20 protein-coding genes are annotated in these 18,635 nt (G+C 54.5%); 14 read left to right on the top strand and 6 right to left on the bottom strand.

Annotation, left to right across the window (positions count from 1 at the left end; translation table 11 throughout):
- Nucleotides 1–155 precede the first annotated feature (155 nt).
- The 8 genes from queA to DA718_RS22320 all read left to right on the top strand — a co-directional run bounded on the left by queA (nucleotide 156) and on the right by DA718_RS22320 (nucleotide 8,260).
- The gene (queA, locus tag DA718_RS22355; RefSeq protein WP_112214113.1) at nucleotides 156–1,226 is read left to right on the top strand and encodes a tRNA preQ1(34) S-adenosylmethionine ribosyltransferase-isomerase QueA; all 1,071 of its coding nucleotides are present in this window, start codon (nucleotides 156–158) and stop codon (nucleotides 1,224–1,226) included.
- A gap of 53 nt (nucleotides 1,227–1,279) precedes the next feature.
- Entirely contained in the window at nucleotides 1,280–2,407 is a 1,128-nt protein-coding gene (tgt, locus tag DA718_RS22350) for a tRNA guanosine(34) transglycosylase Tgt (protein WP_112214114.1), read from the top strand.
- Between the two features lie 22 nt (nucleotides 2,408–2,429).
- A complete protein-coding gene (yajC, locus tag DA718_RS22345) occupies nucleotides 2,430–2,762 on the top strand; it encodes a preprotein translocase subunit YajC (RefSeq protein ID WP_004099423.1) in 333 nt (110 codons plus the stop codon).
- A 27-nt stretch (nucleotides 2,763–2,789) separates the two neighbouring features.
- Nucleotides 2,790–4,637 carry a protein translocase subunit SecD gene (gene secD / locus DA718_RS22340; RefSeq protein ID WP_112214115.1) on the top strand — a complete coding sequence of 616 codons (1,848 nt, stop codon included), beginning with the start codon at nucleotides 2,790–2,792 and terminating at the stop codon, nucleotides 4,635–4,637.
- 10 nt (nucleotides 4,638–4,647) lie between these two features.
- On the top strand, nucleotides 4,648–5,619 hold the full coding sequence (secF, locus tag DA718_RS22335; RefSeq protein WP_112214116.1) for a protein translocase subunit SecF: 972 nt from the start codon (nucleotides 4,648–4,650) through the stop codon (nucleotides 5,617–5,619).
- A gap of 115 nt (nucleotides 5,620–5,734) precedes the next feature.
- Nucleotides 5,735–7,126: a M24 family metallopeptidase gene (locus tag DA718_RS22330; RefSeq protein ID WP_112214117.1), complete on the top strand. Its 1,392-nt coding sequence runs from the start codon at nucleotides 5,735–5,737 to the stop codon at nucleotides 7,124–7,126.
- Between the two features lie 64 nt (nucleotides 7,127–7,190).
- Complete coding sequence (locus tag DA718_RS22325; protein ID WP_112214118.1) at nucleotides 7,191–7,556, top strand: VOC family protein; 366 nt, start codon at nucleotides 7,191–7,193, stop codon at nucleotides 7,554–7,556.
- A gap of 14 nt (nucleotides 7,557–7,570) precedes the next feature.
- Nucleotides 7,571–8,260 carry a helix-turn-helix transcriptional regulator gene (locus DA718_RS22320; RefSeq protein WP_112214119.1) on the top strand — a complete coding sequence of 230 codons (690 nt, stop codon included), beginning with the start codon at nucleotides 7,571–7,573 and terminating at the stop codon, nucleotides 8,258–8,260.
- Nucleotides 8,261–8,304: 44 nt separating this feature from the next.
- On the opposite strand, the gene DA718_RS22315 is transcribed toward DA718_RS22320, so the two are convergent.
- Both DA718_RS22315 and DA718_RS22310 read right to left on the bottom strand, forming a co-directional pair.
- A complete protein-coding gene (locus DA718_RS22315) occupies nucleotides 8,305–9,189 on the bottom strand; it encodes a nucleoside-specific channel-forming protein Tsx (protein ID WP_112214120.1) in 885 nt (294 codons plus the stop codon).
- 295 nt (nucleotides 9,190–9,484) lie between these two features.
- A complete protein-coding gene (locus DA718_RS22310; protein WP_112214121.1) occupies nucleotides 9,485–10,027 on the bottom strand; it encodes a SadB/YajI family lipoprotein in 543 nt (180 codons plus the stop codon).
- Nucleotides 10,028–10,174: 147 nt separating this feature from the next.
- Between DA718_RS22310 and nrdR the strand changes: the two genes are divergently transcribed.
- The 6 genes from nrdR (at nucleotide 10,175) to pgpA (ending at nucleotide 14,275) form a co-directional block, all read left to right on the top strand.
- Nucleotides 10,175–10,624 carry a transcriptional regulator NrdR gene (nrdR, locus tag DA718_RS22305; protein ID WP_110273776.1) on the top strand — a complete coding sequence of 150 codons (450 nt, stop codon included), beginning with the start codon at nucleotides 10,175–10,177 and terminating at the stop codon, nucleotides 10,622–10,624.
- 3 nt (nucleotides 10,625–10,627) lie between these two features.
- Nucleotides 10,628–11,731, top strand: a complete 1,104-nt coding sequence (gene ribD, locus DA718_RS22300; protein ID WP_112214122.1) for a bifunctional diaminohydroxyphosphoribosylaminopyrimidine deaminase/5-amino-6-(5-phosphoribosylamino)uracil reductase RibD — start codon at nucleotides 10,628–10,630, stop codon at nucleotides 11,729–11,731.
- Nucleotides 11,732–11,819: 88 nt separating this feature from the next.
- Nucleotides 11,820–12,290, top strand: coding sequence for a 6,7-dimethyl-8-ribityllumazine synthase (gene ribH, locus DA718_RS22295; RefSeq protein WP_110273774.1), 471 nt, complete (start codon nucleotides 11,820–11,822; stop codon nucleotides 12,288–12,290).
- A 19-nt stretch (nucleotides 12,291–12,309) separates the two neighbouring features.
- Nucleotides 12,310–12,729, top strand: coding sequence for a transcription antitermination factor NusB (gene nusB / locus DA718_RS22290; protein ID WP_110273773.1), 420 nt, complete (start codon nucleotides 12,310–12,312; stop codon nucleotides 12,727–12,729).
- A gap of 75 nt (nucleotides 12,730–12,804) precedes the next feature.
- Nucleotides 12,805–13,779, top strand: a complete 975-nt coding sequence (gene thiL / locus DA718_RS22285) for a thiamine-phosphate kinase (protein WP_112214123.1) — start codon at nucleotides 12,805–12,807, stop codon at nucleotides 13,777–13,779.
- Nucleotides 13,780–13,807: 28 nt separating this feature from the next.
- On the top strand, nucleotides 13,808–14,275 hold the full coding sequence (gene pgpA / locus DA718_RS22280; protein ID WP_267285576.1) for a phosphatidylglycerophosphatase A: 468 nt from the start codon (nucleotides 13,808–13,810) through the stop codon (nucleotides 14,273–14,275).
- A gap of 140 nt (nucleotides 14,276–14,415) precedes the next feature.
- On the opposite strand, the gene DA718_RS22275 is transcribed toward pgpA, so the two are convergent.
- The 4 genes from DA718_RS22275 to xseB are packed head-to-tail and all read right to left on the bottom strand — an operon-like array spanning nucleotide 14,416 to nucleotide 18,473.
- On the bottom strand, nucleotides 14,416–15,390 hold the full coding sequence (locus tag DA718_RS22275) for an aldo/keto reductase (protein ID WP_112214125.1): 975 nt from the start codon (nucleotides 15,388–15,390) through the stop codon (nucleotides 14,416–14,418).
- Nucleotides 15,391–15,449: 59 nt separating this feature from the next.
- Nucleotides 15,450–17,312, bottom strand: a complete 1,863-nt coding sequence (gene dxs / locus DA718_RS22270; protein WP_112214126.1) for a 1-deoxy-D-xylulose-5-phosphate synthase — start codon at nucleotides 17,310–17,312, stop codon at nucleotides 15,450–15,452.
- 18 nt (nucleotides 17,313–17,330) lie between these two features.
- Nucleotides 17,331–18,230 (bottom strand): (2E,6E)-farnesyl diphosphate synthase, encoded by a 900-nt coding sequence (ispA, locus tag DA718_RS22265; protein WP_112214127.1) that lies wholly within the window; start codon nucleotides 18,228–18,230, stop codon nucleotides 17,331–17,333.
- Nucleotides 18,231–18,473 (bottom strand): exodeoxyribonuclease VII small subunit, encoded by a 243-nt coding sequence (gene xseB, locus DA718_RS22260; RefSeq protein WP_110273767.1) that lies wholly within the window; start codon nucleotides 18,471–18,473, stop codon nucleotides 18,231–18,233. It lies immediately after the preceding gene.
- Nucleotides 18,474–18,635: the final 162 nt, after the last annotated feature.

Below are 18,635 nucleotides of genomic sequence, written 5' to 3'. Positions count from 1 at the left end.
CTTCAATCCTTCACATGGTCACTGACCGTTTTGCCGTTCTTGCAGGTTAATTATTGTGTTCAGCTATTATATCCGGCGTTGAGTAGGGTAACGGTTGCAGGGAGAACCTCCCGGCACTAGACTACCCGCCTCTTTATTAAGTCTGAGTTACCGTCATGCGCGTTGCCGATTTTTCCTTTGAATTACCCGAATCCCTGATTGCCCACTATCCCATGCCTGAGCGCAGCAGCTGCCGCTTGCTGTCACTAGATGGGCCGACGGGCGCGCTGACGCACGGTACTTTCACCGATTTACTCGATAAGCTCAACCCTGGAGATCTGCTGGTCTTTAACAATACCCGCGTGATCCCGGCCCGTCTGTTTGGCCGCAAAGCCAGCGGTGGCAAGATTGAAGTGCTGGTCGAGCGTATGCTCGATGATAAACGTATTCTGGCACATATTCGCGCTTCTAAAGCGCCGAAACCCGGTGCCGAGCTGCTGCTCGGTGATGATGAAAGCATTAACGCCACCATGCTGGCGCGTCACGGTGCGCTATTTGAAGTCGAATTCAACGACTCGCGCCCGGTACTGGATATCCTTAACGCCATCGGCCATATGCCGCTGCCGCCATATATTGACCGCCCGGATGAAGAAGCAGACCGCGAGCTGTATCAAACGGTCTATAGCACTAAGCCTGGCGCTGTTGCCGCGCCGACCGCTGGTCTGCACTTTGACGACCCACTGCTGGCGGCACTGCGCGAAAAAGGTATCGAAACGGCGTTCGTTACGCTACACGTGGGAGCCGGGACGTTCCAGCCGGTGCGCGTAGATTCAATCGAAGACCACATTATGCATTCCGAATATGCGGAAGTGCCGCAGGATGTGGTCGACGCGGTTCTGGCGGCAAAAGCGCGCGGCAACCGGGTGATTGCCGTTGGAACAACGTCGGTGCGCTCGCTGGAAAGTGCGGCCCAGGCGGCAAAAAACGACCTGATTGAGCCTTTTTTCGACGATACGCAGATTTTTATCTATCCTGGCTATCAGTACAAAGTGATAGATGCGTTAGTGACCAACTTCCATCTGCCTGAATCGACACTGATTATGCTGGTTTCTGCGTTTGCTGGTTATCAGCACACCATGAATGCCTATAAGGCTGCGGTAGAACAAAATTATCGCTTTTTTAGCTACGGGGACGCGATGTTTATCACGTACAATCCGCAGGCTATTTTTGAGCGTGTTGGGGAATAAGTCCGCGACACGAGTGTTTAACGTCAGACTGTTTTTCTGACGCAGGAGTAATAATGAAATTTGAGTTAGATACCACCGATGGTCGCGCGCGTCGCGGCCGTCTTGTGTTTGAGCGCGGCGTTGTTGAAACGCCAGCATTTATGCCCGTCGGCACTTACGGCACCGTAAAAGGGATGACGCCGGAGGAAGTGAAAGCGACCGGCGCGCAAATCATCCTCGGTAATACATTCCACCTGTGGCTGCGTCCGGGCCAGGAGATCATGAAGCTGCACGGCGACCTGCACGACTTTATGCAGTGGAAAGGGCCGATTCTCACCGATTCCGGCGGTTTCCAGGTCTTCAGCCTCGGCGATATTCGTAAGATCACCGAGCAGGGCGTGCACTTCCGTAACCCGATCAACGGCGATCCGATTTTCCTCGATCCGGAAAAATCGATGGAGATTCAGTACGATCTCGGTTCTGACATCGTGATGATCTTCGACGAGTGTACGCCTTACCCGGCGGACTGGGATTACGCTAAGCGCTCGATGGAAATGTCTCTGCGCTGGGCTAAACGTAGCCGCGACCGTTTCGACGGTCTGGGCAACAAAAACGCGCTATTTGGCATCATTCAGGGCAGCGTTTACGAAGATTTACGTGATATCTCTGTTAAAGGTCTGGTAGATATTGGCTTTGATGGCTACGCTGTCGGCGGTTTGGCTGTTGGCGAGCCGAAGGAAGATATGCACCGTATTCTGGAGCACGTCTGCCCGCAGATCCCGGCCGACAAACCGCGATATCTGATGGGCGTCGGTAAGCCGGAAGATCTGGTTGAAGGGGTGCGTCGCGGGATCGATATGTTCGACTGCGTCATGCCGACGCGCAACGCGCGCAACGGCCACCTGTTCGTCACCGATGGCGTGGTGAAAATCCGCAACGCGAAGCACAAGAGCGATACTGCGACGTTGGATGCGGAGTGTGATTGCTACACTTGTCGCAATTATTCACGCGCTTACTTGCATCATCTCGACCGTTGCAACGAAATATTGGGCGCGCGCCTCAATACCATTCATAACCTGCGTTATTATCAGCGTTTAATGGCTGGTTTACGCAAGGCTATCGAAGAGGGTAAATTAGAGAGCTTCGTGACCGATTTTTACCAACGTCAAGGTCGAACCGTTCCACCTTTGAACGTTGACTAATTTTAATAATGAGGGAATTTCAATGAGCTTTTTTATTTCTGATGCGGTAGCAGCAACCGGTGGCGCAGCGCAGGGCAGCCCGATGTCTCTGATTCTGATGCTGGTGGTGTTTGGTCTGATTTTTTACTTCATGATCCTGCGCCCACAGCAGAAACGCACCAAGGAACATAAAAACCTGATGAACTCCATTGCCAAAGGCGATGAAGTGCTGACCAACGGTGGCCTGGTTGGGCGTGTGACTAAAGTTGCGGAAAGCGGATACATCGCTATTGCGCTGAACGATACCACCGAAGTGGTTATCAAACGTGACTTCGTAGCTGCCGTTCTGCCGAAAGGCACTATGAAAGCGCTGTAATTACCCATTTTCCCTAAGGGAACTGCCGTGTTAAACCGTTATCCTTTGTGGAAGTACATCATGCTGGTCGTCGTTATTGTCGTCGGCTTAGTGTATGCGCTTCCCAACCTGTATGGTGAGGATCCGGCCGTTCAAATCACTGGCGCGCGCGGCGTCGCCGCCAGTGAGCAAACGCTGATCCAGGTCCAGAAAACACTACAAGAAGAAAAAATTACCGCGAAGTCTGTGGCACTGGAAGAGGGCGCAATTCTTGCGCGCTTCGACTCCACCGATATCCAGCTGCGCGCGCGCGAAGCGCTGATGGGCGTGCTGGGTGACAAATACGTCGTGGCGCTTAACCTTGCTCCGGCAACCCCGCGCTGGCTGGCGGCCATGTATGCCGAACCGATGAAGCTGGGTCTTGACCTGCGCGGCGGCGTGCACTTCCTGATGGAAGTTGACATGGACACCGCCTTGGGCAAACTGCAGGAACAAAACATCGACAGCCTGCGCGGCGAGCTGCGTGATAAAAGCATTCCTTACGCGACCGTGCGCAAGGAAGACAACTATGGTCTGAGCATCGCTTTCCGCGATAGCGCGGCCCGCGACCAGGCTATCTCATATCTAAGCCCTCGCCATCGCGATCTGGTTATCTCTACTCAGGGCAGCACTGGCCTGAAAGCGGTGATGACTGACGACCGTCTGAAAGAAGCCCGCGAATATGCCGTTCAGCAGAACATCAATATCCTGCGTAACCGTGTAAACCAACTGGGTGTTGCCGAACCTCTGGTTCAGCGTCAGGGTTCCGATCGTATTGTGGTTGAGCTGCCAGGTATCCAGGATACCGCGCGCGCTAAAGAGATTCTGGGCGCGACCGCGACGCTGGAATTCCGTCTGGTTAATACCAACGTTGACAGCTCTGCAGCGGCTTCCGGCCGTGTACCGGGCGACTCTGAAGTGAAGTTTACCCGTGAAGGACAGCCGGTTGTGCTGTACAAGCGCGTAATCCTCACCGGTGACCATATCACCGACTCAACGTCGAGCATGGATGAGTACAACCAGGCGCAGGTTAACATCTCTCTGGATAGCGCTGGTGGCAACATCATGTCTAACTTCACCAAGGACAATATCGGTAAACCGATGGCGACCCTGTTTGTGGAGTACAAAGACAGCGGTAAGAAAGATGCCAACGGCCGTGCGATTCTGGCGAAAGAGGAAGAGGTGATTAACATCGCCAACATCCAGTCTCGTCTGGGTAACAGCTTCCGTATTACCGGTATCAGCAACCCTACTGAAGCGCGTCAGCTCTCTCTGCTGCTGCGTGCCGGTGCGTTGATTGCGCCGATTCAGATTGTTGAAGAACGTACCATTGGCCCAACTTTGGGTATGCAGAACATCAAGCAGGGCCTGGAAGCGTGTCTGGCCGGTCTGGTGGTCTCCATCCTGTTTATGATCTTCTTCTATAAGAAGTTTGGTCTGATTGCGACCTCGGCGCTGATTGCTAACCTGGTGCTGATTGTCGGTATTATGTCCCTGATTCCGGGGGCGACGCTGACCATGCCGGGTATTGCGGGGATCGTCTTAACCCTTGCGGTGGCGGTCGATGCGAACGTTCTGATTAACGAACGCATTAAAGAAGAACTGAGTAACGGGCGCTCTATACAGCAGGCGATCCATGAAGGCTATGCTGGTGCTTTCAGTTCCATCTTTGATGCCAACATTACGACGCTAATCAAAGTTCTTATCCTGTACGCGGTCGGTACCGGTGCCATTAAAGGGTTTGCGATCACCACCGGTATCGGTATCGCAACCTCAATGTTTACCGCTATCATCGGCACCCGTGCCATCGTGAACCTGCTGTACGGCGGCAAGCGCGTTAAAAAGCTGTCTATCTGAGGAGTGCGTTGTGGCACAGGAATATACTGTTGAACAATTGAACCACGGCCGTAAAGTCTGGGACTTTATGCGCTGGGACTACTGGGCCTTTGGCATTTCAGGTTTTTTGCTGATTTTGTCCATCGCCATTATTGGCGTGCGCGGGTTTAACTGGGGTCTGGATTTCACCGGCGGTACGGTGATTGAGATTACCCTGGAAAAACCTGTCGATATGGACCAGGTGCGAGTATCGCTGCAAAAGGCGGGTTTTGAAGAGCCGCAGTTGCAGAACTTTGGCAGCAGCCGCGACATCATGGTGCGTATGCCGCCGGTGCATGATGCTAACGGCAGCCAGGAACTGGGTAGCAAGGTCGTTAACGTGATTAACGAATCGACCAGCCAGAGCGCGACGGTCAAACGAATTGAATTCGTCGGGCCAAGCGTCGGGGCCGACCTTGCGCAGACCGGTGCGCTGGCGCTGATAGCGGCGCTGGTGTGTATCCTGATCTACGTCGGTATCCGTTTTGAATGGCGTCTGGCGGCCGGGGTTGTTATCTCGCTGGCGCACGACGTGGTGATTACCATGGGCGTGCTGTCGCTGCTGCATATCGAGATTGACCTGACCATCGTGGCATCGTTGATGTCGGTTATCGGTTACTCGCTAAACGATAGCATTGTGGTATCTGACCGTATTCGTGAAAACTTCCGTAAGATTCGCCGCGGTACGCCGTACGAAATCTTCAACGTGTCATTGACGCAGACGTTGCACCGTACCTTGATCACATCCGGGACCACCTTAATGGTTATCCTGATGCTGTATCTCTTTGGTGGCCCGATTCTGGAAGGCTTCTCGCTGACCATGTTGATTGGTGTCTCCATTGGTACGGCTTCTTCTATCTACGTGGCGTCCGCACTGGCGCTGAAGCTGGGCATGAAGCGCGAGCACATGCTGCAGCAGAAAGTCGAGAAAGAAGGGGCAGATCAGCCGTCAATTCTGCCGTAAGGCAATTGTACGTTGATAAACGAATCCCGGTCGCAAGGCCGGGATTTTTTTATTACAGTTGGCCGGATTTTGGTTACTCTCCAGTATCAGCGTGAAATGACATGGAGAATTGCCAATGGCTGTCGTAACTCTTTCCCCCGTTGCTCAACCTACCCTCTGGCACGATGTGCCTTCCGTTACTCTCAACGATGAGACTTTGCGTCAACGCAGGGCTAAGGTGCTGGCGAATATGCGTCAGCAAGCGTTAGACACGCTTATTGTGTATGCCGATAAAGAGCATGGCGGCAATTTCGAGTATCTCACGGGCTTTATTCCCCGTTTTGAAGAGGCGCTGCTGGTACTGCATCAGGATGGTGAGGCGGTGCTGGTGTTGGGTAACGAAAATCTTAAGCTTGCAGGCTATGCCCGGTTGGATAATCGGGTCATCCACGCGCCGTGGTTTTCGTTGCCGAACCAGCCGATGGAAACTAGCAAAACGCTGACGCAGTTGCTGCAGGATGCGGGAGTAATAGCGGAAAAGAGGATCGGGCTGGCCGGTTGGAAATTATTCACGGGTGTAGCTGACGACCGTTCGCAGATGTTTGATCTACCCGCTTTTATCGTTGATGCCATTCGCCAGGCTGCCGGGCCGCAGGCGAGATTAACCAATGCCACCGGCATTTTTATCAACCCGGCAAGCGGGGCGAGAATCACCAATAATGCCAATGAGCTGGCGCACTATGAGTATGGTGCCAACCTGGCCTCAACTGCTGTTCTGACCGCCCTTAACGCTATTGCACCAGGAAAAAAGGAAAAGCAAATTGGCGCGCTGCTGGCGGCGGAAGGCCAGCCTAATAGCGTGGTGATGATTGCTGCTACCGGCGATCGCTTTGCTCACGCGAATCTTTATCCCAGTGACAAGGTTATTCAGCATGGGGATAAGTTCTCGCTGACCACCAGCTTCAAAGGCGGGCTAAGTAGCCGTGCTGCCTATGTGGTGGCGGATGAGAGCGAACTTGCGCCCGAAGTAGCGGATTATCTCGAGGTGGTGGCGAAGCCCTATTTTAATGCGGTGGTTACCTGGCTGGAAAATCTGCGTATCGGCATGCGTGGTGGCGATATGTATGCGCTAATCGAGCAAGTGTTGCCGAAGGCGGAGTATCACTGGCATTTGAACCCAGGACACCTGGTCGCTGATGAAGAGTGGCTGTGCTCGCCTATTGGACCCAATTCAACGGCATGCTTACAGAGTGGAATGATACTGCAAATTGACATCATTCCTTCCCGGGCGGGCTATGGTGGCGCAAGCATTGAAGATACCGTGGCGCTTGCAGATAGCGCACTGCGTCAGGTGCTGGCGCAGAACTACCCCGAGCTTTGGCAACGAGTGGTCGCCCGCCGGACGTATATTCGCGAGCATTTGGGTATCTCGCTTCCTGAAGAAGTGCTGCCATTTTCCAACACCGTGGGATACCTGCGTCCGTGGCTGTTAAACCCCGATTGTGCGCTGGTTTGCACACCATACTGACATAATGCTGTCAGTAGCCCTGTCATACACTCCTCCTGAACCCAAACAATGGACAGGAGGATGTATGAACAACGTGATTAACTGGTTTGAAATTCCGGTCGCGGATATGGATCGTGCCGTGGCGTTTTACGAGCCAGTGATGCAGGTAACGCTGAAGCGGGAGAATATGGACTGTGCTGAAATGGCGGTATTTCCTTATCAGGATCCTGCTCCTGGCGGTGCGCTGGCAAAGTTCGACGGCGTTAAGCCTTCCGATCAGGGATGCATTATCTATCTACATACTGACAATCTGGCGGCTACGCTCGATCGTGTAAATTCGGCGGGCGGAAGCTGCGTTTTTGGCCCGCTTGAGCTGGCGGATGATATCGGCACTATTGCCCTGTTTATCGATAGCGAGGGTAATCGGATAGGTCTTCACCAACCAGCGTAAATGAGATAACAAAAATGAGCCGACGCGCCGACCGCCTTTTTCAAATCGTCCAGATCCTGCGGGGGAGAAGGTTAACTACTGCCGGACTGCTGGCCGAGCGGCTTGGTGTGTCGGAGCGCACGATTTACCGTGATATTCGCGATCTGTCGCTCTCTGGCGTGCCGGTGGAGGGGGAGGCAGGAAGCGGTTACCGACTACTGGCGGGCTACGATTTACCGCCGCTGATGCTGACGACCCAGGAGTCCGAAGCGCTGGTGGCGGCGATTCGGATGCTGCAGACCTGGGGCGGCGCGTCGTTGTCTCAAGCGCTGGAGTCGGCGCAGGAAAAAGTGCTGGCGATTTTGCCCGAGGAGAGTCGGCGCAAGGCGGAACAGTCGCGCTTGTTTGCTCCGGATTTTGGCGCTCAGGGCTACACTAAAGACCAGTTTGATTTAGTTCATCGGGCGGTCTCTGGACAGCAGGCGCTGGCGCTAAACTATCGGGATGAAGCTGGAAACGTTTCGCAGCGTGAAGTGTTGCCGCTGGGGCTTTTTTTCTGGGGCGAGCGCTGGCTGCTGGTAACCTGGTGCGAGCTGCGTGAAGATTATCGCTGCTTCCGCCTTGATCGTTGCCTGGATATTGTTGTGACCGGGCGTCATTTCAGCGAACGAGCCGATCGTTCATTGAGTGATTTTATGCGCAAGGTGAGATGCGAAGATCGTTAAAGATGAGGTATCCCCGGCGCAGACGCCGGGGAAAACAGAGCAGATTAGAAGTTGTAACCGACTACGAGGTAACCACCCCAGCCGGTAGAACGGACGTTAAAGTCGCCGTTGCCGAAGTTCAGCTTAGCGTCGTCCGCCCACTGGCCGCCATTGTGCCAGTAACGCGCCACGACAGAGTAGTGCCAGTGATCGTAGTTCAGGGCCAGAATATGGCTGGAAGCGATGGAGTTGCTGGTGCGCGCATGCTTGCCGTTCATATCATAGAAGTTGTCATCGCCCAGATCGGAACCCCAGTCAAAGTTGGTGAAGCCGATATAGCTCAGTGAACCGCCCCACAGATCGGTCAGCGGTACAAAGTATTTCACTTTGAAACGGTAACCGTCCCATTCGTTTTCGTTCGATGCTTCGTAGTTTTGCCACTGGTATTTAGCGTACACGTTCAGGGAGAGACTCATCGGCAGACCGGTGTCGATATCGGTACCCAGACCCATATACCAGGTGCTCTGACGACCAGACTTATTACGGCCCATATCGTAGATGTAGTTGTTAGCGAAATACCACTCTTTGAACGGACCGAAGCTGAGGTCAGTACCGGTCAGTTTGTCGATAGAGAAGCGTGGTTCAATTTCCATAAACAGCGGCGAACCGTGGTTCCAGATACCTTTTGCGTCGGTGTTACCACCGAAGAAGACCGGCGCATCCATATAGCCATAGAAATCAAACCAGTCTTTCTTGGCGAACGCTTCATATTCCAGATAGGTATCGTTACGGATCTGCGGCCCAAAACGGGTGTGATAGCTACCCACCACGTTTACACTCTGGTGCCACCAATCAGACAGATACTGCGGTTTGTCGTTTTCTGCCGCGCTGACAGAGAAAGATGCGGAGAGCGCAAAAGCGGCGCCCGCTGCCAGTAATGTTTTTTTCATAATGATGCCACTGTTTAAATTAAGCCTGAAGGCGTTAAAAGAATCGCCGAAGCGTTTCTAAATATTTCGTATTTCTGTGGCGTCTATTATAGGAATCATTGCTCACAAAAATATGTGTTGTTTCACATAACGAACATGCGCGTAATCGATTGCGTTCACGATTTTATGCATTTCTTGACAAAATGCCACTGAAATTCATAAATGCTGTCAATTTTTAGTGAACCGATCGGGAAATCTGTAAATGGATTTTCAATGCGGGGAAATGCCGGATGTTTATGGCATCCGGCGGAAGGTGTTACTGCATGTTGGCAGGCTGAATATCGTGGATACGGACAAAACCGACTTGTTTCGGCGTGACGCCATTGAGGCGCAGTGGAATATCGACATCGCTCGGTGCCAGCGTGCTTGCCGGGGCGCTAATCAGCTGATCCTGCACGTTCACTTCCTGATAATTCTCAGTCGTACCGCTGATTTGTCCTGAAGCTACGGTTGCGCTAAATGCCGGCAGCGGATCGTTAGATTCGCCCTGAACGCGCAGCGTCAGCCTGGTACCGTCACCATCAGGCGTGATATTGAGCAGCGACATGCGCAGCGTACCGATCTGGCTGTTCAATCGCGCTGGCGTTTTTGCGTCCGGCAGCAGATAAACGCCACGGGTCGATTTTGCATTCAGGACGTTTTGCTGAGTAATTTTTACCGTTTGCTGATTGAGCTGAGTCATTTCCTTGCTCAACGTACTCACGCTCTGGTTCATCTGGCGGACTTCGCTTTGCTGTGCACAGGCGCTGAGGGTGAAAAGGCTACCCATAATGGCCAGTTTTAAATAACGTCTTGTCATGGTTGGGATTCCGTTAACAGAGGATGCTTAATGGTAGACTGTTCGGGTAAGCGCACTATAGATCCTTTATCTCAAAAGCTCTTCCTTTGTTGTCTCGTCACTTCGCGGTAAACTACCTGTTAGTTTAATTACATGTCAGGACGCGCTATGCATTGCCCTTTCTGTTTCGCCGTAGATACCAAAGTTATCGACTCTCGTCTGGTGGGCGAGGGCTCTTCCGTGCGCCGCCGTCGCCAGTGTCTGGTCTGTAATGAGCGTTTTACGACGTTTGAAGTGGCGGAGCTGGTGATGCCGCGGGTCGTAAAAAGCAACGATGTGCGTGAACCCTTCAATGAAGAAAAACTGCGGAGCGGAATGTTGAAAGCCCTGGAGAAACGTCCAGTCAGCTCTGACGACGTGGAAATGGCTGTTAACCACATTAAAACGCATCTGCGCGGGACCGGCGAGCGCGAAGTACCGAGCAAAATGATCGGCAACCTGGTGATGGAGCAGCTGAAAAAGCTCGATAAAGTGGCCTATATCCGCTTTGCTTCCGTCTATCGCAGCTTTGAAGATATCAAAGAGTTCGGCGAAGAGATCGCCCGCCTACAGGATTAAACTATGCTGGACGAAATGTACATGGCGCGAGCGCTCAAGCTGGCCGCGCGCGGACGCTTCACCACTCACCCCAACCCGAATGTCGGCTGCGTGATCGTCAAAGATGGCGAGATCGTCGGTGAAGGTTTTCACTACCGTGCTGGCGAACCTCACGCTGAAGTCCACGCGCTGCGTATGGCTGGTGAAAAAGCTAAAGGCGCGACGGCTTACGTCACGCTGGAGCCCTGCAGCCATCATGGGCGTACGCCGCCGTGCTGCGAAGCGCTGATTGCCGCGGGCGTTTCTCGTGTGGTTGCCGCAATGCAGGACCCGAATCCGCAGGTGGCGGGGCGCGGTCTGTACCGCCTGCAGCAGGAAGGCATCGACGTCAGCCACGGGCTGATGATGAACGAGGCCGAAGCGCTGAATAAAGGTTTTCTCAAACGGATGCGTACCGGATTTCCTTATATCCAGCTTAAAATGGGCGCGTCGCTGGATGGCCGCACGGCGATGGCCAGCGGAGAGAGCCAGTGGATAACCTCTCCACAGGCGCGACGCGATGTTCAGCGTCTACGTGCGCAGAGCCACGCTATCCTTACCAGCAGCGCGACGGTACTGACTGACGATCCGGCGCTAACCGTGCGCTGGGACGAGCTCAATGCCGACACCCAGGCATTGTATCCGCGAGAAAACCTACGCCAGCCTTTACGGATCGTTATCGATAGTCAGAACCGCGTGACCCCGCAGCATCGTATCGTGCAGCAGGCGGGTGAGACGCTGTTTGCCCGCACTCACGAAGATGCTCGTCAGTGGCCGGAAAACGTGCGCAGCCTGCTGGTTCCCGAGCATAACGGCCATCTTGATCTGGTGGTGCTGATGATGCAACTGGGTAAACAGCAAATTAATAGTATTTGGGTCGAAGCGGGGCCAACGCTTGCTGGTGCGCTGTTGCAGGCCGGGTTGGTGGACGAGCTTATCGTCTACATTGCGCCTAAACTGTTAGGCACCGATGCACGCGGATTATGTGCGCTGCCGGGGCTTGAGAAACTCGAGCAAGCACCCCATTTTAAATTCAACGAGATACGTCATGCAGGCCCGGATATTTGCCTGCATTTAATGAACGCTTGATTTCCCCGGTCAAAAGGGAAAGCAGTGCGCCGATTAATATGATAGAATCCGCCCCCCTTGCGGGGCCAAATGAACCCGAAGGAAGAGTATGAACATTATTGAAGCTAACGTTGCTACCCCGGACGCCCGCGTCGCCATCACCATTGCGCGTTTCAACAACTTTATCAATGACAGCCTGCTGGAAGGTGCGATTGACGCCCTGAAACGCATTGGCCAGGTCAAAGATGAAAACATTACCGTTGTTTGGGTTCCTGGTGCGTATGAGCTGCCGCTGGCGACTGACGCACTGGCGAAAACCGGTAAATATGACGCGGTGATCGCGCTGGGTACCGTTATCCGTGGCGGCACTGCGCACTTTGAATATGTGGCTGGCGGAGCAAGCAATGGCCTGGCGCATGTCGCTCAGGACAGCGGGATCCCGGTAGCCTTCGGTGTTCTGACCACTGAAAGTATTGAACAAGCCATCGAGCGTGCTGGTACCAAAGCCGGTAACAAAGGCGCTGAAGCAGCGCTGACTGCGCTGGAAATGATTAACGTATTGAAAGCCATCAAGGCCTGATTTTTGTAAGGGGAATTCCGTGAAACCTGCTGCTCGTCGCCGCGCCCGTGAGTGTGCTGTCCAGGCGCTTTACTCCTGGCAGTTGTCCAAAAACGACATCGCTGATGTCGAATACCAGTTCCTGGCGGAACAGGATGTGAAAGATGTTGACGTTCTGTATTTCCGTGAACTGCTGACCGGAGTGGCGACTAACAGCGCGTACCTCGACGGCTTGATGAAGCCGTACCTGTCCCGCCTGCTGGAAGAGCTGGGTCAGGTGGAAAAAGCGGTACTGCGAATTGCGCTGTTTGAGCTGTCAAAGCGTAGCGATGTCCCGTACAAAGTTGCGATTAACGAAGCCATTGAACTGGCGAAAACCTTTGGCGCTGAAGATAGCCACAAGTTTGTCAACGGCGTGCTGGACAAAGCAGCCCCGGTAATTCGTCCCAACAAAAAGTAAACTCCAGGGCCGGATTCGCAGATTATCTTTCCTGCAAATCCGGCCTTATTCTTTTCTTTTGCTGAGGCATAACGTATGGCATGCGGCGAGTTTTCCCTGATTGCCCGTTATTTTGATCGTGTTAAAAGCGCTCGTCTCGATGTTGAAACCGGCATTGGCGACGACTGCGCGCTCCTGAATATCCCCGAGAAAAAAACGCTGGCAATCAGCACCGACACCCTGGTGGCGGGAAACCATTTTTTACCTGACATCGACCCTGCTGACCTCGCTTATAAAGCACTGGCGGTGAATCTGAGCGACCTTGCGGCAATGGGCGCTGAACCGGCGTGGTTAACGCTGGCCCTGACCCTTCCGGAAGCAGACGAAGCGTGGCTTGAAGCCTTTAGCGATAGCCTGTTTGTCCAGCTCAACTATTACGATATGCAGTTGATTGGCGGCGATACCACCCGGGGGCCGTTGTCGATGACGCTGGGTATCCACGGCTTTGTGCCGACAGGGCGCGGGCTGAAGCGCTCTGGAGCGAAGCCTGGCGACTGGATTTACGTCACCGGAACACCGGGTGACAGCGCTGCGGGACTGGCGATCTTGCAGGACCGGCTTCAGGTTGAAGATGCGCCCGATGCTGATTACCTGCTGGCACGCCACCTGCGTCCGCTGCCGCGCGTTCTGCAGGGGCAAGCGCTGCGCGATCTGGCAACCTCGGCTATCGATCTCTCCGATGGCTTGATTTCCGATCTGGGTCATATTCTTAACGCCAGCGGCTGCGGTGCGCGCGTCGATCTCGACGCGATGCCGTTCTCGGAGGCAATGCTGCGTCAGGTTGAAACGGAACAGGCGTTGCGTTGGGCTCTCTCCGGCGGCGAAGATTATGAACTGTGCTTTACCGTGCCGGAACTCAATCGCGGGGCGCTTGACGTCGCCCTCGCCAATCTCGGCGCACGTTTCACCTGTATTGGCCAGATTCTCCCTGAATCGGAAGGCCTGCAATTCATCCGCGAAGGCAAGCCTGTCACGCTCGATTTTAAGGGATACGATCATTTTGGCACGTAGTAGAGATGTGGCGAAAAGCCGCCTGAAGATGAGCAACCCCTGGCATCTTCTGGCTACCGGCTTCGGTAGCGGGCTAAGCCCCGTGGTGCCGGGAACAATGGGGTCGCTGGCGTCGATTCCGTTCTGGTATCTGATGACCTTTCTTCCCTGGCAGCTGTACTCGCTGGTGGTGATGATGGGCATTTGCATCGGCGTCTATATCTGCCATCGTACGGCGAAAGATATGGGTACCCACGATCACGGCAGTATCGTCTGGGATGAGTTTGTCGGGATGTGGATAACCCTGATGGCTATACCGACGTTGGACTGGCAGTGGATTGCCGCCGGGTTTGTGATTTTCCGTATTTTTGATATGTGGAAACCATGGCCGATCCGTTGGTTCGACCGCAACATTCATGGCGGGATGGGGATCATGGTAGACGATATCGTCGCCGGAGTGATTTCCGCCGGGGTGCTGTACGTGATTGGTCACCACTGGCCGATTGGTCTTTTCTAAGCACAGTAAACTCCAGGTCAGCAGCTTCCCGGAGGCGGTGCTGCGCACCTGTCCGGGCTACCTAATCCGCAGATCGCGCAGGACCCGTAGCCCGGGCAACGCGCCGCCCCCGGGGAGAAGAAAGAGCCGGGCGTTGAGCTTTACTTGAACCCGACAATCGGGTGCGGTTTATACGGCGTCTCCAACTTTTCAATCTGCTCCGGTGTGAGCGTTAAATCGACTGCATGTAGCAGCTCGTCCATTTGCTCCTGCCTTGATGCGCCAATAATTGGCGCAGCCACGCCAGGTTTGCTCAATAGCCAGGCCAGCGCTACCTGAGCGCGATTGGCGTCAAGCTCCTCTGCTACCTCGGCCAGGTTGTTGGCAATCAATTCATCATTTTCATCCGTTGCGTTGTAGAGCGCCTTGCCGACTTCATCCGATACCAGTCGGGCGGTAGTTTCTCCCCAAGGGCGAGTCAGGCGACCGCGAGCCAGCGGGCTCCACGGCATCACTGCGACGCCTTCGCGGCTGCACAGCGGCAACATCTCATTTTCTTCTTCGCGGTAAATCAGGTTGTAGTGATCCTGCATGGTCACGAAGCGCGCCCAGTTGTTTTTCTCCTGCAACATCAGAGCCTGAGCGAACTGCCGGGCATGCATCGACGACGCGCCGATATATCGAGCCTTACCCGCTTTAACCACGTCGTTTAGCGCCTCCAGGGTCTCTTCAATGGGCGTGCTGTAATCCCAGCGATGGATTTGCAGCAGATCGACATACTCCATGCCGAGGCGGCGCAGGCTATCGTCAATGGAACGCAGAATCTGCGCACGCGACAGGCCCTGCGGTAGATCGCCCACCTGATGATAAACCTTGGTAGCAACGATAACCGAGTCGCGGCGGGCATACTCACGCAGCGCGCGGCCGAGGATCTCCTCACTGCTGCCGTCAGAATAGTTGTTTGAGGTGTCGAAAAAATTAATACCGCCTTCCAGAGCGTGCTTTATCAGCGGGCGGCTGCTCTCTTCCGGTAAGGTCCAGGCATGGTTGCCGCGATCCGGTTCGCCAAAGGTCATGCAGCCGAGGCAAAGCCGGGAAACGCGCAGATCGGTATCGCCAAGGGGAATGTAATGCATAATGCGCTCCTGCTACTTTAAAGGGTATCCTTTAAGCATAGCAGGAGCACCAGGGGGGGTTATGCTAGCCAGGTATTGATTTTGGCTTCTATACCAGCGGCATCCAGGCCGAGGTCGGCATGAACTTCTTCCTGAGTCCCTTGCGGGATAAAGAAATCAGGTAGGCCCAGATTCAGCACCGGTACCACACGGCGGCGGGCCATCAGTAGTTCATTCACGCCGCTACCCGCGCCACCCATAATGGCGTTCTCTTCCAGAGTGACCAGCACGTCGTGTTCTGCGGCAAGCTGTAGGACAAGCGATTCGTCCAACGGCTTAGCAAAGCGCATATCCACCAGCGTGGCGTTAAGATTTTCCGCCGCTTTGGCCGCTTGCGGTAGCAACGTGCCGAAGTTCAGAATCGCGATTTTCTCGCCTTTGCGTTTCACCACGCCTTTACCGATAGGCAGTAAGGTCAGCGGCTCAAACGCCGCGCCGGTACCAGCGCCGCGCGGATAGCGCACCGCGCTTGGTCCGTCGTTGTAGTGATAACCGGTATGCAGCATCTGGCGGCATTCGTTCTCGTCGCTCGGGGTCATAATGACCATATCCGGAATGCAGCGCAGGAAGGAAATATCGAATGCACCCTGATGGGTCTGACCGTCAGCGCCAACGATACCCGCACGATCGATAGCGAACAGCACCGGCAGCTTCTGGATGGCGACATCGTGAATCACCTGATCATAGGCGCGTTGCAGGAAGGTAGAGTAAATCGCCACCACCGGTTTATACCCGCCAATCGCCAGCCCGGCAGCAAAGGTCACCGCGTGCTGCTCGGCAATAGCGACATCGAAATACTGGTCAGGGTATTTTTTCGAGAACTCGACCATCCCGGAACCTTCACGCATTGCTGGCGTGACAGCCATCAGCTTGTCATCTTTCGCGGCAGTTTCGCACAGCCAGTCGCCAAAGATTTTCGAGTAAGAGGGCAGGCCGCCGCTGCTTTTTGGCAGCACGCCGCTGGTGTGGTCGAATTTAGGCACCGCATGGAAGGTAATCGGGTCTTTTTCGGCTGGCTCATAGCCGCGACCTTTTTTGGTCATAATATGCAGGAACTGCGGCCCCTTGAGGTCGCGCATGTTCTTCAGCGTATTGACCAGACCGATAACATCATGACCGTCCACCGGTCCAATGTAGTTAAAGCCCAGCTCTTCAAACAGCGTCCCCGGAACCACCATCCCTTTGATGTGTTCCTCGGTGCGTTTGAGCAGCTCTTTAATCGGCGGTACGCCAGAGAAAACCTTTTTGCCGCCTTCGCGCAGCGTGGAATAGAGCTTTCCAGAAAGCAGTTGCGCCAGATGGTTGTTTAGCGCGCCCACGTTTTCGGAAATCGACATTTCATTGTCGTTGAGCACCACTAGCAGATCGGGTTTGATATCGCCCGCGTGGTTCATTGCTTCAAACGCCATCCCGGCGGTAATTGCCCCGTCGCCGATCACGCAGACCGCACGGCGCTGCTTATCTTCTTTCGCGGCGGCGATAGCGATGCCGATCCCGGCAGAGATAGAGGTAGAAGAGTGGCCGACGCTCAGGACGTCATACTCACTTTCTCCGCGCCACGGGAAGGGATGCAGGCCGCCTTTCTGGCGAATAGTGCCGATTTTGTCACGGCGACCGGTCAGAATTTTATGCGGGTAGGCCTGGTGGCCAACGTCCCAGATAAGACGGTCGAACGGCGTGTTATAGACGTAGTGCAGCGCCACGGTTAACTCTACCGTGCCGAGACCAGAAGCAAAATGCCCACTGGAACGGCTGACGCTGTCCAACAGATAACGGCGCAGTTCATCGCACAGTTTCGGTAGGCTATCTTTCGGCAACAAACGCAACTCCTGGGTGGAATCCACCAGCGCCAGGGTCGGGTATTTGGCAATATCAAAACTCATCAGAGACTCATTTATTGTTTATTTATCACGCTGAATTATGTAATTCGCGAGCGCTTCCAGTGCCGTAGTATCCAGAGATTGCGCGGCCAGCTCATTTAGCGATTGGCGGGCGTCGGTAATCAGGTCATGGGCCTTTTTCCGGGCCTGCTCAAGTCCCAGGAGAGCGGGGTAGGTACTTTTGCCCAACTGCTGGTCGGCTCCCTGACGTTTGCCAAGGGTCGCAGTATCCCCTACCACGTCGAGAATGTCATCCTGCACCTGGAAGGCGAGACCGATATTTTCTGCGTATCGATCGAGTGCGGGTAGCGCTTTACGTCCCGATTCACCTGCACTCAGCGCGCCCATACGTACGGCTGCGCGAATGAGCGCTCCGGTTTTGTGGCGATGGATGCGTTCCAGAGCCTGCAGGTCAACCTGATGCCCTTCCGCTTCCAGATCCAGCGCCTGGCCGCCGCACATTCCGGCGATGCCGCTGGCCTGCGCCAGTTCAGAAATCATCGCCAGGCGATTGCGGTCTGCGACTTCTGGCATAGGTGCATCACTCAGTATAGAAAACGCCAGCGTTTGTAGCGCGTCCCCGGCAAGAATTGCATTTGCTTCACCGAATTTAATATGGCAGGTCGGCTGGCCGCGGCGTAAATCGTCATCATCCATGGCCGGCAGGTCGTCGTGTATCAGTGAGTAAGCATGAATACATTCGACGGCAGCAGCAGGGGCATCCAGCGTGGTACGGCTAACGCTAAACATGTCGCCAGTGGCGTAAACCAGAAATGGACGCAGGCGTTTGCCGCCTAATAATGCACCGTATTGCATCGCTTCGACCAGCGGAGTGTTCTGAAAGGGCTGCGGGGCGATAAAGCGGCGCAGCGCTTCATTGGCCTGCTCAACGCACGCCTGTAGCTGTTGCGGAAAGTTCATTTATTCAGCGTCCGGCGTAAAAGGCGTAAGCGGCGCGTCTTCGCTATCCGCCAGCAAAATTTGTACGCGCTGTTCGGCCTGCTGCAGTTTTGCCTGCCCCTGGCGGGCCAGCTGTATTCCGCGCTCAAATTCGCCGAGTGCGTCTTCTAACGGTAGTGAGCCGCTTTCCAGACGAGTGACTATTTGCTCCAGCTCGCCCAGGGCGGTTTCAAAGCTGGCCGGGGCTTCATTTTTCTTTGGCATAGTGAATATAGACTCTTGTTATGTCTCGATGGCTATCAATATGGTAACGAAGTCGAGCGGTTAATCAAATAACGCGCAATGCCAGGTGAAAAGCGTCCAATAGTGGTATACTCCGCGCCCTGGATGCAGACGCGGGTTGCGCCTGTACAACTTTTTATGCTC

It is taken from the genome of Klebsiella huaxiensis (assembly GCF_003261575.2).
Taxonomy (GTDB): Bacteria; Pseudomonadota; Gammaproteobacteria; order Enterobacterales; family Enterobacteriaceae; genus Klebsiella; species Klebsiella huaxiensis.
This window is presented reverse-complemented; position numbering and strand designations above follow the sequence as displayed.